The organism is Streptomyces sp. NBC_00457, from assembly GCF_036014015.1.
Taxonomy (GTDB): domain Bacteria; phylum Actinomycetota; class Actinomycetes; order Streptomycetales; family Streptomycetaceae; genus Streptomyces.
This window is the reverse complement of record NZ_CP107905.1, coordinates 5,072,644-5,086,750: the sequence shown is the minus strand read 5'-3', so window position 1 is coordinate 5,086,750 and position 14,107 is coordinate 5,072,644. Positions and strand designations below refer to the sequence as shown.

15 protein-coding genes are annotated in these 14,107 nt (G+C 71.3%); 9 read left to right on the top strand and 6 right to left on the bottom strand.

Annotated elements, in window-relative coordinates; translation table 11 throughout:
• Positions 1-15 precede the first annotated feature (15 nt).
• Both OG828_RS23045 and OG828_RS23040 read left to right on the top strand, forming a co-directional pair.
• Positions 16-615 carry a SigE family RNA polymerase sigma factor gene (locus OG828_RS23045; protein ID WP_210580763.1) on the top strand — a complete coding sequence of 200 codons (600 nt, stop codon included), beginning with the start codon at positions 16-18 and terminating at the stop codon, positions 613-615.
• Positions 612-1,757 carry a hypothetical protein gene (locus OG828_RS23040; RefSeq protein ID WP_328439435.1) on the top strand — a complete coding sequence of 382 codons (1,146 nt, stop codon included), beginning with the start codon at positions 612-614 and terminating at the stop codon, positions 1,755-1,757. The genes OG828_RS23045 and OG828_RS23040 overlap by 4 nt, the downstream gene beginning before the upstream one ends.
• A gap of 40 nt (positions 1,758-1,797) precedes the next feature.
• Here OG828_RS23040 and OG828_RS23035 read toward each other — a convergent pair whose 3' ends face one another.
• Positions 1,798-2,583: an SURF1 family protein gene (locus tag OG828_RS23035; RefSeq protein ID WP_328439434.1), complete on the bottom strand. Its 786-nt coding sequence runs from the start codon at positions 2,581-2,583 to the stop codon at positions 1,798-1,800.
• A 133-nt stretch (positions 2,584-2,716) separates the two neighbouring features.
• On the opposite strand from OG828_RS23035, the gene OG828_RS23030 reads away from it, so the two are divergent.
• On the top strand, positions 2,717-4,534 hold the full coding sequence (locus tag OG828_RS23030; RefSeq protein WP_328502185.1) for a S9 family peptidase: 1,818 nt from the start codon (positions 2,717-2,719) through the stop codon (positions 4,532-4,534).
• A 144-nt stretch (positions 4,535-4,678) separates the two neighbouring features.
• Here the strand turns inward: OG828_RS23030 and OG828_RS23025 are convergent, their stop codons facing one another.
• Positions 4,679-4,993, bottom strand: a complete 315-nt coding sequence (locus OG828_RS23025) for a DUF6191 domain-containing protein (RefSeq protein ID WP_328502184.1) — start codon at positions 4,991-4,993, stop codon at positions 4,679-4,681.
• Positions 4,994-5,144: 151 nt separating this feature from the next.
• Between OG828_RS23025 and OG828_RS23020 the strand changes: the two genes are divergently transcribed.
• Positions 5,145-5,792: a DUF1707 SHOCT-like domain-containing protein gene (locus OG828_RS23020; RefSeq protein ID WP_328502183.1), complete on the top strand. Its 648-nt coding sequence runs from the start codon at positions 5,145-5,147 to the stop codon at positions 5,790-5,792.
• Between the two features lie 24 nt (positions 5,793-5,816).
• Here OG828_RS23020 and OG828_RS23015 read toward each other — a convergent pair whose 3' ends face one another.
• A complete protein-coding gene (locus OG828_RS23015; RefSeq protein ID WP_328502182.1) occupies positions 5,817-6,548 on the bottom strand; it encodes a MerR family transcriptional regulator in 732 nt (243 codons plus the stop codon).
• Between the two features lie 54 nt (positions 6,549-6,602).
• On the opposite strand from OG828_RS23015, the gene OG828_RS23010 reads away from it, so the two are divergent.
• A complete protein-coding gene (locus OG828_RS23010) occupies positions 6,603-6,926 on the top strand; it encodes a hypothetical protein (protein ID WP_328502181.1) in 324 nt (107 codons plus the stop codon).
• Positions 6,927-6,957: 31 nt separating this feature from the next.
• Here the strand turns inward: OG828_RS23010 and OG828_RS23005 are convergent, their stop codons facing one another.
• Positions 6,958-8,829 (bottom strand): NAD-binding protein, encoded by a 1,872-nt coding sequence (locus OG828_RS23005; protein ID WP_328504919.1) that lies wholly within the window; start codon positions 8,827-8,829, stop codon positions 6,958-6,960.
• Positions 8,830-9,053: 224 nt separating this feature from the next.
• On the opposite strand from OG828_RS23005, the gene OG828_RS23000 reads away from it, so the two are divergent.
• Both OG828_RS23000 and OG828_RS22995 read left to right on the top strand, forming a co-directional pair.
• Entirely contained in the window at positions 9,054-10,061 is a 1,008-nt protein-coding gene (locus OG828_RS23000) for a permease (RefSeq protein ID WP_328502180.1), read from the top strand.
• Positions 10,058-10,762 (top strand): TIGR03943 family putative permease subunit, encoded by a 705-nt coding sequence (locus tag OG828_RS22995; protein ID WP_328502179.1) that lies wholly within the window; start codon positions 10,058-10,060, stop codon positions 10,760-10,762. The genes OG828_RS23000 and OG828_RS22995 overlap by 4 nt, the downstream gene beginning before the upstream one ends.
• On the opposite strand, the gene OG828_RS22990 is transcribed toward OG828_RS22995, so the two are convergent.
• A complete protein-coding gene (locus OG828_RS22990) occupies positions 10,701-11,486 on the bottom strand; it encodes a YqjF family protein (protein ID WP_328502178.1) in 786 nt (261 codons plus the stop codon). The two genes, OG828_RS22995 and OG828_RS22990, sit on opposite strands and share 62 nt — an antisense overlap.
• A gap of 135 nt (positions 11,487-11,621) precedes the next feature.
• On the opposite strand from OG828_RS22990, the gene OG828_RS22985 reads away from it, so the two are divergent.
• On the top strand, positions 11,622-12,539 hold the full coding sequence (locus OG828_RS22985; RefSeq protein ID WP_328502177.1) for a hypothetical protein: 918 nt from the start codon (positions 11,622-11,624) through the stop codon (positions 12,537-12,539).
• 61 nt (positions 12,540-12,600) lie between these two features.
• Positions 12,601-13,149, top strand: coding sequence for a YciI family protein (locus OG828_RS22980; RefSeq protein ID WP_328502176.1), 549 nt, complete (start codon positions 12,601-12,603; stop codon positions 13,147-13,149).
• Between the two features lie 4 nt (positions 13,150-13,153).
• Here OG828_RS22980 and OG828_RS22975 read toward each other — a convergent pair whose 3' ends face one another.
• Complete coding sequence (locus OG828_RS22975) at positions 13,154-14,026, bottom strand: alpha/beta fold hydrolase (protein WP_328502175.1); 873 nt, start codon at positions 14,024-14,026, stop codon at positions 13,154-13,156.
• Positions 14,027-14,107 lie beyond the last annotated feature (81 nt).

The following is a 14,107-nucleotide window of genomic DNA, read 5'->3' as shown; positions in this document are numbered from 1 at the left end:
CCCCGCCGACCCCGCATGCCCGGCACGCCCGGCGGCATGCCGGTGATCGCGCCCATGCCCGCAGCGCGGCCCGCCCGCATACCCAGCCCGCGTGACGGCGACGAAGTCGACACAGTGGCCGCCGGTACCACCGTCGACCACCTCACCGAGACCTACCGCGCCCACTACCGCTCCCTGCTGGGCCTCGCGGCGCTCCTCCTCGACGACACCGCCTCCTGCGAGGACGTCGTCCAGGAGGCCTTCATCCGCGTCCACTCGGCACGCAAACGCGTCCGCGACCCGGAGAAGACCCTCGCCTATCTGCGGCAGACGGTCGTCAACCTCTCGCGCTCCGCCCTGCGCCGCCGCATCCTCGGCCTGAAGCTGCTGTCGAAGCCGATGCCGGACATGGCGAGCGCTGAAGAGGGCGCGTACGACCAGCTGGAGCGGGACTCGCTGATCAAGGCGATGAAGGGCCTCCAGCGCCGGCAGCGCGAGGTCCTCGTCCTGCGCTACTTCGCCGACATGACCGAGGCGCAGGTCGCCGCGACGCTCGGCATATCGCTGGGCTCCGTGAAGGCCTACGGCTCGCGCGGCATCGCGGCGCTGCGCATCGCCATGGAGGCGCCCGCATGACGGACGGAAAACCGCACGAGCCCTATGAGTGGCACGAGCCGACAGAGTCGGCCGACCCGCACGACCCGAAGCAATCGCACGCTGGGAACGGAACTGTGAACCACGGCCCCGACGACCAGAGCCTCCCCGGGCTCGACTCGGACGAGCTGGCACTGCGCAGGATGCTGCACGACGCGGTCCAGGAGATGGAGCCGCGCGACGGCACGCTGGACCACCTGCGGCGGGCGGTGCCCGCACGGCGGGCCCGCAAGCGCCAGGCCCTCGTCGGGATGGCCGCGGCCGCCCTGTTCATCGGCACCGCGGTCCCCGCCGCCCTGCACGTCTCCAACGCCACCGGCTCCGCCACCAACACCTCCAACGCCGGTCACGCGTCCCAGGCTCAGGGCGGCGCGGGACAGGACAAGGGCCCGGACGCCGGGTCGGGCACCTCCGGCGGCACCGGCGGCCAGTCCGCGGAACAGGGCGAGGGCGGCGGCAAGAAGGAGGGCGAGAAGGGCAACAGCACCGGGCCCGGCTCCACCGGCGCCACCACGGGCGCCGACCCCACGGCCACGACCTCGGTGGGCTCCCCCCTGTGCACCGCCGCGCAGCTCGGCGCCGACATCCCGATCACCGCCGCCGCCGACACCGTCGGCGCGGTCTACGGAAGCTTCCGCGTCACCAACGTCTCCACCACCGACTGCACGGTCACCAGCCCCGGCACGGTCGGCACGACCCCGCAGGGCGCCGCCGACGCCACCAAGATCTCCACCCTGCGGCACGTCGCCGGGGACGAGGCGGCCTCCCTGCCCGACCCGTCCCTCGAGGCCCCCGAGCTGCTGCTGAAGCCGGGCGCGGCCTACGAGGTCAAGTTCGCCTGGGTGCCCTCGGAAACCTGCCCGCCCGCCGGCGACAGCAGCGGCGGCAACACGGGCGAACCGACGCCCGACCCGACGAACTCCGCCGACACCAGCGGTTCGACCACGGGGACCACCGGCACCGACTCCGGCACGTCGACCCAGCTGATGACGGAGGACGGCACGGCGGACGGCAGCGTGGTCGTGTCCTACACGGCAGAACCCGCGGCACCCACGGCGTCTGCGACCGTGTCGGGCGCGTGCGCGGGGAAGGTGTACTGGACGGGGTTGCTGGCGGCGTCGTAGCCGCTGAACTCTTCAGGGCCAGGCTTCAGAGGGCCCGGGGCTACACGGATACGGGGTCGCGGTCTTCTTCGTCCACCAGCCCCAGCTGCGCGTCCCGTATGGACTCCACCTCGCGGCGCAGCAGCCGGAACCACATGAAGACCACGAACCCGGCGAAGACGAACCACTCGCCGGTGTAGCCGAGGTTCTGGAAGGCCTTCAGGTCCAGCCCGGTGTCCTGCGCGGCGGTCGCCGGCACCGTCTTCATCCCGGCGTCACCGGAGTTGAGAGTGACCCAGGCGTCGTACACGTCGTACGACACGAGGTTGATCAGCGAGGCCGCACTGATCGCCGCGGTCTGCCCGGCCGGCAGCCCGCCCCGCGCACTGACCCCGTTGTCCCCGGGCGTCTCGGACGCCTGGAGCGCACCGGTGACGGTGACCTCGCCGGAGGGCGCGGCGGGCGCCTTCGCGGCGTCGGCGTCGCCCGGCAGCCAGCCCCGCACGACGGGCAGGGCCTTGCCGTCGTCGGTGCGCAGCAGCGTCAGCACATAGAAGCCACGCTTGCCGTCCAGCTCCCGGTCCGGCACGAGCAGTTGCTTGCCGTACCGCCCGGTCGCGGTGGCCTGCTCGCCGGAGGTCTCCTTGTCGACGGGCAGCAACTCGGCCAGCGGCCGGGCCGCCTGCTGCTTGTCCGAGGCCGCCTTGTTCTCCGCGACCTTGTGGCTGTCCACCCGCTCCTCGAACCGGCTCAGCTGCCAGGACCCCATGTAAAGGCAGAAGGGGATGGCGAGCAGCACGAAGACGTTGATTCCCCACCAGCGGGGGGTCAGCAGGAACCGGTACACGCCCTCAACGGTACGGGGCGGGTGCGGCGGGCGGGGGCGCGGGGTCAGTACCTCCGGTGGAGCGATGGTGGAGTTATCCACAGGCTGGGGAGCTGGCCAGCGGATTGTCACAGGGAGCGGGCAGTATGGAGCCATGACTGAGAGCAACGGGTCCGACTCTCCGGAGCGGAAAGAAGAGATGCCGGACTGGGAGAAGCGCTTCCGGGCGCCCCGGGTGTCGCTGCCCGACTGGGCGGAGGACGCACCGGACCGTTCCCTGTTCGTGTCGAACGCGACGGGGACGTACGAGTTGTACGCCTGGGACCGTGCGACGGGCGAGCAGCGCCAGGTCACCGACCGGCCGAACGGCACGACGGACGGTGTGCTCTCCCCGGACGGCGCGTGGATCTGGTGGTTCGACGACAAGGACGGCGACGAGTTCGGCGTCTGGCGCCGCCAGCCGTTCGGCGGCGGAGCGGACGAGACCGCCGTCCCCGGCCTGGAACCGTCGTATCCGGCGGGCCTCGCCCTCGGCCGGGACGGACGTACGGCGGTCGTGGGCCGCTCCACCGACGAGGACGGTACGACGATCCATCTCGCGCGCGAGGGCGAGGACCCGGTGGAGATCTACCGGCACCGCGAGTCGGCGGGCGTCGGCGACCTCTCGCACGACGGCTCGCTGATCGCCGTCGAGCACACCGAGCACGGCGACGCGATGCACTCGGCGCTGCGTGTGGTGCGCCCGGACGGCACGGCGGTCGCCGAGCTCGACGACACCAAGGGCGGCACCGTCGAACTGGGCCTCGAGGTGCTGGGCTTCGCGCCGGTCGACGGGGACACGCGGCTGCTCATCGGGCATCAGCGGCGCGGTCGCTGGGAGCCGCTGGTGTGGGACGTGGCGAGCGGCATCGAGTCCGATCTCGCGCTCGATCTGCCCGGCGACGTGAGCGCCGAGTGGTATCCGGACGGCTCCGCACTGCTCATCGTGCACAGCTTCGAGGCCCGCAGCGAACTGTTCCGCTACGACCTCGCCTCCCGCGCGCTGCAGCAGCTCCCCACCCCGGCGGGCTCCGTCTCCGGCGCGACCGCCCGCCCCGACGGCACCGTGGAGTTCCTGTGGTCGTCGGCCGCCGAGCCGTCCACCGTCCGCTCCACGACGGGCGGCGTCGTCCTGGACCCGCCCGGCATGCGGTCCCCGGGATCAGTGCCAGTGGAGGACGTGTGGGTGGACGGTCCGGGCGGCCGTATCCACGCCCTGATCCAGAAGCCGGCGGATGTCTCCGGTCCCCTCCCCACCGTCTTCGACATCCACGGCGGCCCGACCTGGCACGACAGCGACTCCTTCGCCGCCGGCCCGGCCGCCTGGGTCGACCACGGATACGCGGTCGTCCGCGTCAACTACCGCGGCTCCACCGGGTACGGGCGCGCATGGACCGACGCCCTCAAGCACCGGATCGGTCTGATCGAGCTGGAGGACATCGCGGCGGTCCGTGAATGGGCGGTCGCCTCCGGGCTCGCCGACCCCGACCGGCTGATCCTCACCGGCGGCTCCTGGGGCGGCTACCTCACCCTCCTCGGCCTCGGCACCCAGCCCGAGGCCTGGACGATGGGCCTCGCCGCGGTCCCGGTGGCCGACTACGTCACGGCGTACCACGACGAGATGGAAGCCCTGAAGGCCATGGACCGCACCCTCCTCGGCGGCACCCCCGAAGAGGTCCCCGAGCGCTTCGAGGCATCCTCCCCGATCACCTACGTCGACCAGGTCAAGGCCCCCGTCTACATCTCGGCAGGCGTCAACGACCCACGCTGCCCCATCCGCCAGATCGACAACTACGTCAAACGCCTCGAAACCCGAGGCTCCGTCCACGAGGTCTACCGCTACGACGCGGGCCACGGCTCCCTGGTCGTGGACGAACGGATCAAACAGGTCCGCCTGGAACTGGACTTCGCTCGACGGCATTTGGGGGGCTGAGGGGGAAGGGGAGGGCGGGGTGTAAGCAGGTCGGTGCAGGCAGCGCCCCGATAGGGGCGCGGGGCTGTATCGATATGCGGCTCCGCCGCGTGGGCGCGACCAGCCACGACGGCGCCGCAGCGATTCGACGGGCCCAGCGGAGCGCTACGGCGACGGCAGTCGTACGACCGCGACCCCGCCGTCCAGGTCCACCCGCGTCCGATTCGGCGGCGCCCCGTCCTCCTCGTCGTCCCGCATCACCAGCGACGACTGCCGTTCCTTCAACTCGTGCTGCTTGCCCGGGGAGAGCGCCCCGTGCAACTGCTCGAAGCCGGTCGCGGACACCTGCCCGACCCGCGCGCTGTTCCGCCAGGGCAGCAGCCCGGCTCGCCCCATACGCAGCAGCAGCTGGTCGACGAAGGCGATGACGGTGAGCAGTATCACCAGGCCGGGAAGGGTCACGAAGACGGCGAACTCCATGCGGCCAGTGTCACCCGACACCCACCGGAACCGATACCCCCGTTCCACGTCTCGTCCCTCCGCCATGTCGCGATATAGCGTTGGCCTTCCAATCGCGCCGCTGCCGCTGCCCGCGTCGCGCGGAGACGTTCGACAGGACCAGGACGGAAGCATGTCGGGAGAGATATCGCCCACCGGGAAGCACTCCGGCCCCGGCTCGTCGCCCGAGCTGCGCGCCTCGCATGCGGACCGGGATCGAGTCGTGGATGTGCTGCGTATCGCGGCGGGGGAAGGCCTGCTGAGCGCGGACGAGTTGGACGAGCGCCTGGAAGCCGCCCTCTCGGCACGGACTTTGAGCGAACTGGCCGCCCTCACCGCTGACCTGCCGCCCGTATCGGCCACGACAGGCTCGACCGTCGCAGACGTCAAGGACGTAGTCCGGATCGAACAGGTCTTCAGCGGCACGATCGAGCGCGTGGGCCGCTGGGTGGTACCGCGCAGGCTGGAACTCGCCGTGACGTACTGCGACGTGACGCTCGACTTCACCGACGCGGTGATCACGCACGACACCCTGCAGGTCGACGTGGCGATGGCGGGCAAGACCCTGAGGCTGATCACGCGGCCGGGCATCGAGATCGACACCGACGCTCTGCAACTGGTGCACTGCAAACTCAAGCACCGCCGGACTCCGACCGATCCCGATACGCCGGTCACCCTGCGAGTTGAGCTGGTCGGCCAGAAGGCGCACGGCCGCGTCGTGGTGCGGCCCCCGCGCCGGACGTTCACGCAGTGGCTGCTGCGCAGGCGGGGCGGTCGCTGAGCTCTTGATGCTTTTCGAGCAGGCTCAAGCGTCCAGTCGCGCGCGAATCAGCGTGTCGAGTCGCTGCCATGCCGGGGACGAGGCGTTGACGGTGGCCTGGATGAGGGCGGGGATGTCAGAGGGCGCGTCCAGCTCGGGGCGTTCGTCAGGTCCGTAGCGGTGCCGGGTCGCCTCGACGATGCGGTGGGCGAGGGTGCCGATGCGGGGATCGTCGGGAGCGAGGTCGTGGGCGTGGTCGTAGTCGAGGAAGAGCTGCCGTAGCGCCGGGTCGGCCAGGATGTCGGCCTGGTCGCGGAACAGGGTGAGCGCGTGGTCCGGGTGGGTGGCGAACACGAGGATCCACAGGTCGCGTTGGAGGTCCACCCAGCGAGGGGTGAACCCCCAGCCGGCCAGGTGCTCCAGATGGTCACCGACCTCGGTGGGCAGCGGTGCCAGATCCCCGTCGGCGAGCCGGCGCAGGCGCCGCTGCGTCGCCCGCAGACCACGGATGCGGACGGTGAGCTGGTCGTCGATCTCGCGCAGCTCCTGCCGGAACTCCTCGTCGGCCGCGGATCTCAGGTCCCGGATACGGGCCAGAGGAACACCGGCTTCGGCGAGGGTGCGGATTTTGATCAGCTCGATGGCGTCGTTCGCGCTGTACCGCCGGTAGCCCGACGCATCGCGGTCGGGCTCCGGGAGCAGGCCCTTGTCGTGGTACACGCGAATGGTCTTGGTCGACACTCCGATGTACGTGGCCAGCTGCCCGATGGTGATCACTCGGCCATCGTCCCACTTGACGTTTCCCCTGGGGCAGGGTCGCACCATGGCGCCATGGCGAAAACGAACATCGATCGGGAGACCCTGCGCGCACTGGCCGACGAGGGCAACGAGACAGCTCTGGACCTGCTGGCCGACCTCGCCGACGAAGCGGGCGCCCTCAGCGAACTGAGCGAGCTGCTGGACGAGGGATCCATGCGCGCCGGTTTCCTGCTGACTCGACGCGCGGCCGAAACCGGCGACCTGCGCGAGCTGCAACGGATCTCCGACGCCGGATACGAGGAGGCGGGGAAGCAGTTGGACCGGCTGCTGGCTCAGCGCCCCGAAGGGGCGCGGGGAACTGCGCGACAAGCCCCCACCGGCCCGCAGAGTAAGTAAGGCACCTCCCGCGGAGCGCTCCCGCGGAGCGCTACGTCCCCGCCGCCTCCCGCCGCCTCCGTCCCAACAGCTCCGCCAGCCCCCTGCGAGTCGCCGCCAGCACCACTCGGTCCCCGGCCTGGAGCACATACCCCTCGTGCAGGTCCCACACGAGCCCTGACGGCCGTACGTCCCCGTCGTCGTTGTCCGGCGACGGCGGGAGGGCGAGATCGGGCTGGCGTTCGTCGGGGGTGGCCGTGTCCAGGGCCAGCACCCGCCACGCCCCCGGCCGGAACGCCTCGGCGACCGTCTTGCCCTCCAGCCGCGGATGCCCGGCCACGTCGACGGCGGCGAACAGCAGCACGCGCCGCTCGACCGGGATGGCGCCGAGGATCTGGCGGCCCATCATCGCGCCGGCGAAGGAGGGCGCGGCCAGATGCGTCACGCTGCGGCTGCGGGTGGAGGCGCCCGGGTGGGCGGCGCGCAGGGTGCGGTAGACGGCGGTCGCGAAGTCGTCGTCGTACAGGCGCAGGACGACGCGCAGGTCGGGCCGTACGGAACGGGCGTACAGCGCGGCCTCCAGATTGGTCGTGTCCGCGCTGGTCACCGCGAGGAGCGCGTTCGCGCGGTGGATCTTGGCGGCCTCCAGGACGCCTTCCTGGGTGACGTCCCCGAGGATCACCGGCACCCGCAGCCGTCGCGCGGTCGCGACGCCGCGCGCTTCCGGGTCGGCCTCGACGCACACCACCGGGATGTTCAGCTCGTGCAGCCGGGTCAGCACGCGGGTGCCGATCTTGCCGAGGCCGAGCAGGACGACGTGCCCGCCGAGCCCGCGCGACGGCTTGCGCAGGGCGGAGGCGCTGCGGAAGGTGCCGAGCGCCTCCAGCACGGCGGCCAGCAGCACCGGCAGGAGCAGCAACCCGAGCAGCCCGGAGAGGAGTTGGAGGATCTGGCGGCCGACGGACTGGTGGAGGGCGGGCTCGTTGATGGCGAAGAGATCGAGCAGGGTCTCGTACGTCGCGTACAGCGGATGGTCCCCGGTGACCACCGTCAGCGCGACCGCGAGCGCCAGCACACACCCGACCAGGCCCGCCAGGGACCACCGCAACCGCCGCGAGAACAGCGACGCGAAGGCTGGTGCGACGCCGACCGCGCGCCCGGCCGGCAGCGAAGGACCCGAGTACGACACCTGTTCCAGGACGACCGCCCCGCGCCCGGTGGCTGCCCGTACCGCGGCGTCGTCGGGCAGGAGCTGCGGTCCTTGCTCGTCGGTGTCCGCCGAGTCGCTGTTCGTGGGCGACAGCAGGGCCAGCGTGGCCAGCCCCGGATCGGGGATCCGGCCCCGCCACGGCTGCCGCTCGACCGCCCGCAGCAGCAGCCCGTCCGTCTGTACGACCTTGCTGGTCCCGGCGAGCGCGGTGGCGGCCAGCGCCGGTGCGGCCGTGTCGGCGTCGGACAGCACAGTTGTGGACGCGTCGGCGCCGATGTCGTCGATCCCGGTCGCCAACGCGGCCGCCTGGTCGAGGAGTTCCTCGATGTGCTGCCCCAGCCGCCGGTTGTAGAGCCGCAGGACGAGCCGCAGCCGGGGGTTGATCCGGCGGGCGGTGAGGGCGGCGCGGATGTTGGTCTCGTCGTCGTCGTACACGAGCGCCAGCGCGGCCGCCCGGTCCACACCGGCGTCGGCCAGCACGGCCTCGGTGATCTCGGGCGCCTCCACGACCCGCCCGTTCCCCGCGGGCTCCCCATTGGCCCGGCTGACCCACCGGTCCAGCAGCGCCACCGAGACCGCCCGCGCCCGCCCGACCACCGGTGGCCGCGCCGTGGTCACCGAGGGCGGCACGACAAGGGTGACCTGCTCGCCGTACACCCCCCGCAGCTCGGCGGCGAGCCGGTGCGCGAGACCGTCGTCACCGCACACCACCATGTGCGCCGACGACGTACCGCCCGGCTGACCCTGATTCGGAACGCTGCTGCCCACGAGGGGACAGACTGCCTCACCGAGACGCGTGGTTCCAACAACGGGTTGAACGCATGGCACGGTTAGGCCGTATGAGAGGGGAGGAGATCAGCGCCCCGTCAGGGGCGCGGGGAACTGCGCGACCAGCCCCCACAGCCCCGCACCCAACGAACCGCGGAGGTACCCCACCCGTGGCCATCACCAAGCCACCCCCGGCCACGCCCGTGGAAACCCCGGAGGAACCACAGGGCAGGCACCTCAACTCCCCCCTCGTCCTGACCATGGTGCTGGTCCTCGCCGTACTCGCACAGGGCCCCATCCGGCGGATGCTGGCCGTACCGGTGATGCAGAGCTGGATGACGGTGTTCGTCGCCGTCGTCGTACAGGCCCTGCCGTTTCTCGTGCTCGGCGTACTGCTGTCCGCGGCGATCGCGGTGTTCGTGCCGCCGTCGTTCTTCGCCCGCGCCCTGCCGAAGCGCCCCGCGCTGGCCGTGCCGGTGGCCGGAGCGGCGGGGGCGGTGCTGCCGGGGTGCGAGTGCGCGTCGGTGCCGGTCGCGGGCGCACTCGTGCGCCGGGGGGTGACTCCGGCCGCGGCGCTGGCGTTCCTGCTCTCCGCCCCGGCGATCAACCCGATCGTCCTGACCGCGACGGCCGTGGCCTTCCCCGGCAACCCCGAGATGGTCCTCGCCCGTTTCGTCGCGAGCCTGCTGGTGGCGTGCGCGATGGGCTGGTTGTGGCTGCGGCTCGGCCGCGCCGACTGGCTGCGCCCGCCGGCCCGTTCGTCGTACGACGGTCAGAGCAAGGGCGCGGCGTTCTGGGGGTCAGTTCGGCACGACGTCATGCACGCCGGGGGTTTCCTGGTCCTCGGCGCGATGGCCGCCGCAACGCTGAAGGCGGTGGTGCCGGAGACCTGGCTGCGCGCGGCGGCCGACAACCCGGTGATCGCCGTGCTGGCCCTCGCCGCACTCGCCGTCCTGCTGTCGATCTGCTCGGAGGCGGACGCGTTCGTGGCGGCCTCGCTGACGCAGTTCTCGCTCACGGCCCGGCTGGCGTTCCTGGTGGTCGGGCCGATGGTCGACCTGAAGCTGTTCGCGATGCAGGCGGGCACCTTCGGCCGCGACTTCGCCCTGCGCTTCGCGCCCGCGACCTTCGTGCTGGCGGTACTGGTGTCGGTGCTGACCGGGGCGGTGCTCCTGTGAACCGGCAAGCTCAGGCGGCCGTACTCTTCCTGCTCGGCGCGAGCCTGCTGCACGCGGGCCTGACCGATCTGTATCTGCGGTACGTCAAAGCAGGCCTGCGCCCGCTGGTGCTGCTGTCCGGCGCGGTGCTGATCGCGGCGGCGCTGGCGACGGTCTGGTACGAGCGGCGCAGGTCCGACGGACACGCCGGGCATCCCGAACCCCGCGTCTCCTGGCTGCTCGCCCTCCCCGTCCTCGCCCTGATCCTGGTCGCGCCGCCGGCCCTCGGCTCGTACAGCGCCGTACGCACGGGGACGGCCCTGCAAGAGCCGTACGGATTCTCCAAGCTGCCGGAGAGCGGGCCCCTGCGCCTGGCCCTCGCCGACTACGCGGGCCGCGCGGTCTACGACGACGGCCGCTCCCTCCGCGACCGCCAGCTGAAGATCACCGGCTTCCTCGCACTGGACCGCGACGGCACGCCCTACCTCGTCCGCATGACCCTCAACTGCTGTGCCGCGGACGCCCAGCCGGTCAAGGTCGGCCTGACCGGACACATGCCGCCGGTGCTGCAACCGGACACCTGGCTGGAGGTCACCGGCACCTACACCGACCACCGGACCCACGACCCGGTCAACGACGGCCCCATCCCGTTCATCGAGGTCAGCGAGGCCCGACCGGTGGCTCAGCCGCGGGATCCGTACGACGAGACATGGAACTCCTGAGAGGCCGTCCCAACCGGACGGGCACGCCGGGTGAGTAGAGGACGCTGACCGGGTCGCCGACCGGGGCGGGCAGACCGGCCGCGGCGACCAGGTCCTCCTGGCAGTGGATCAGCTCGGCGCGGTGGAGCGGCCAGCGCGGATGGTCGTTGGGCAGATAGGCGGCGCCCGCGGAGAACTGGTTGTGCATGCCCCAGCGGGCGGTGAGGAAGTGCTCCAACTCGGTTGGTTCTGCTATGCGTTCACCGGCCCGCACGGCGATACGGCTGTACGCGCCGCGCGGCCCGGGCCAGCGGCGGGCACTCTCGTACGAGACGGTGTTGGTGTCTGTGCGCACGCTCATCCGGGACCAGAGATACGGCAGCCGGAAGCCGAGGCGCCCCATCACCACCGGCAGCAGCCGCGAGGCGTCCATCGACCGGAACACCACACCACGACGGCCGTCCGCGCCGACCGAGTACAGCCGCACGTTCGTCTCCGGGAACGACCCGAAGTACGGCACCCCCGGCAGCCGCAGCCACCCCACCTTGTCCATCCGGAACGCGACCAGCCCGACGTACGTCATCCCGTCGTAAGTGTCGGGCACGGTGCCTGTCGGCAACAGCGGTGCCACCACGTCCGGTTCGACGGCCCAGTGGATGAAGCAGAGGTCGAGCCAGTGCTGGGTGAGCAGGGGGTCGGGTATCGGGACGGGAGCGTCGGGGGTGACGGGGGTGGGATTCGGCACGGGGCAAGGATCTCAGGGGAGTTGGCGGGGGTGGTTGGGGGGTGGCGTCGGTGGAGCGCTTCCTCCCCGCGGGGGGCGGACGTGCTGAGTAGGAGTACTCATGTGCGCCGGGACACGGGCTGGCACGCTTCGGGCATGACGCGTGGCAGAGGGACGCTGACGGCTCTGCATCTCCTTCTGGTCTGGGCGACGATGGCGGCCGCGGTGCCGGTGCTCGGCTTCGGGGTGGTGGTGACGGGCTGGAGCGGTGGGTCCGGTGCGACTGTGCTGCTCTTCTTGTTGGCTGTACCGCTGACGGTGGGCTTGCTGGCCACGGCGGGCATACCGGCCCGGACTGTGGTGCCGCTGTGCGACTCCGCGCCCGGGCGGCTCGGCTGGGCGGTCCTGGTCTTCGCCCTCGGGACGCTCGGCGTCCTGGCGGGCGTGGGTGCCTACGGTGGGGACGTCGACCTGGGGAGCGCCGGTACGCGAGTCGCGCTGACGGGGGTGCCGTACGCCGTGGTGGCGGCTTTCTTCGTGCCCGGCCGGTGGGTGCGGCTGGGGGCGGTGGCCGCGCTGGCGGCCGGCGTGGTCTATGGGGGCTTCGTCGGCCCGGCGCAGGCGCAGCAGCGTCGGCACGCGGCGGAGGTGGCGCGGTACCGGGAGCATCCGGAGCTGCTGTACGTGATCGCTACGCCGTCCGGCATGCGAGGAGCCCGTGCCGTGGTCGGCCCTGCCTCCTTCAGCATTGAGTACCACTCCGTTCAGCAGGACGGGTATGTGGCCCTCACGGTGCGCCGGCCACTCACGCCGACACCGCGGTGCCCCGAGTTCTTGGGGAAGGACGCGACCTGCACGGTGGACACGGACGGCGATATGCGCGTGATCGACGGCATCCCCGGCGGCACCCGCGACATCACCCTCACCCGCCGCCACCGCGACGCGGAGGTCCAGGTCTCCAGCAAGTCCCTCGACGCACCCGGCCTGCGCCGTCTCCTGGACACCCTCCACCCGCTGTCGGACAAGGAGTTGGAGGGGCTGATGCGGGAAAAGGTGATCGACGAGGGCTTCTGAGCTGTCGGATCGCTGCGAAAGTCTGTTGAGTTGCTGCCGTACGTTGGGGAGGGTCTGGGGCATGGAGTACTTCTGCTACCACCGCGACCGGCCCGGATCTGCCACGCTGCGCCACGCGTTGCTGGAAGAGCACTGGTCGTACATGGACCGGTACGCGAAGGAGCTGATCGCGCGCGGCCCGACCTTCGCCGACGACGGCGAAACGCCCACAGGCAGCGTGCACATCGTCGACCTGCCGGATGCCGCCGCCGCCCGCGCGTTCGCCTTCGACGAGCCCAACTATCAGGCCGGCGCTTACCGGGACGTGCTGCTGCGCCGGTGGCGCAACCTGCTGGGGCGCACCATGTGGGACTTCCCCGGTGGCCCGAGCGACGGCAATCGGTACCTGGTGCTCGGCTTGGGCTCAGGGCCGGCCGCCGATGTCGCCCTACCGCCCGACCGGGACGAGCTGATCGCGTACGGGCCACTGCTCTCCGACGACGGCGCCACCTGGCTGGGTACGGCCGTGCTGCTCAGGGCATCGGACCCGGCCACGGCACGGGCCGTCCTGACGGCGGAACGGTACGCCGCGGTCGAGGTGCACGACTGGGAGTTCGGTGGGCGGCGATGAACGCTCATCGCAGGAAGGGCAGTACGACGTCGGCCATCTCGTCGGGTACCTCTTCGGCGAGGTCGTGTCCGGCGTTGAAGACGTGGCCGGTGACGTCGTGGGCGAACTGCCGCAGCTGGGACTCGTTGCGGTCGCCGATGAAGGCGGAGCCGCCGAGGGCGAGTACGGGGATGTCCAGCTTCTTCCGGGCTGCTTGCCGGTTCTGCTCGGCGTCGACGAGCATGGCCCGGTAGATCGACAGCATCGCGCGGATGCCGCCGGGCATGGAGTAGCAGCGGACGTACTCGTCGATCGCGTCGGGGGTGGCGGTGTCCGGGTGGCTGCGCTCGTTTTTGATCATGTAGGTGATCAGCTCGCGTTCGTGTCCGGCGATGAGCATCTCGGGCACGTCCGGCTGGAAGTAGAAGCCCAGGTGCCACAGGTGCATGCCGCTCGCGACGTTGTCGGGCGTGAGGGCGGTGTGGTCCTCGAAGCCGAACCCGGGGAACAGGGCCTCGGCGAAGACCAGGGCGGCCACGTGATCGCGGTGCCGGGCGGCGAGCTGGTAGCCGATCACCGCTCCCCAGTCCTCGCCGATCACGCTGTAGGTGTCGTGCCCGAGGTGGTGCATCAGCTCGGCGATGTCGTCGCTCATCGTGGCGGAGTCGTAGCCGTCCGCGGGACGTGCGGAATCGCCGAGGCCACGGAGGTCGGGCGCTACGACGGTGTGGTGCGGCGTCAGCTTCGGGACGAGGTGCCGCCAGTGGTAGCTGGTCTTCGGCACGCCGTGCAGGAGCACCACTGCCGGGCCGGACCCGGCTGTGCGGTAGTGGAGGCTCGTGCCGTTGACGGTGGCACGGCCTGTGCGGACGGGGTCGTCGTGATGGTCGAGGATCATTCGGTCACCTAACTTGTCTGGATCGCCTTATCTGGATCGTCCGATACAGATTCAGAGCATGAAGAGTCAGTCGAGTAGGGC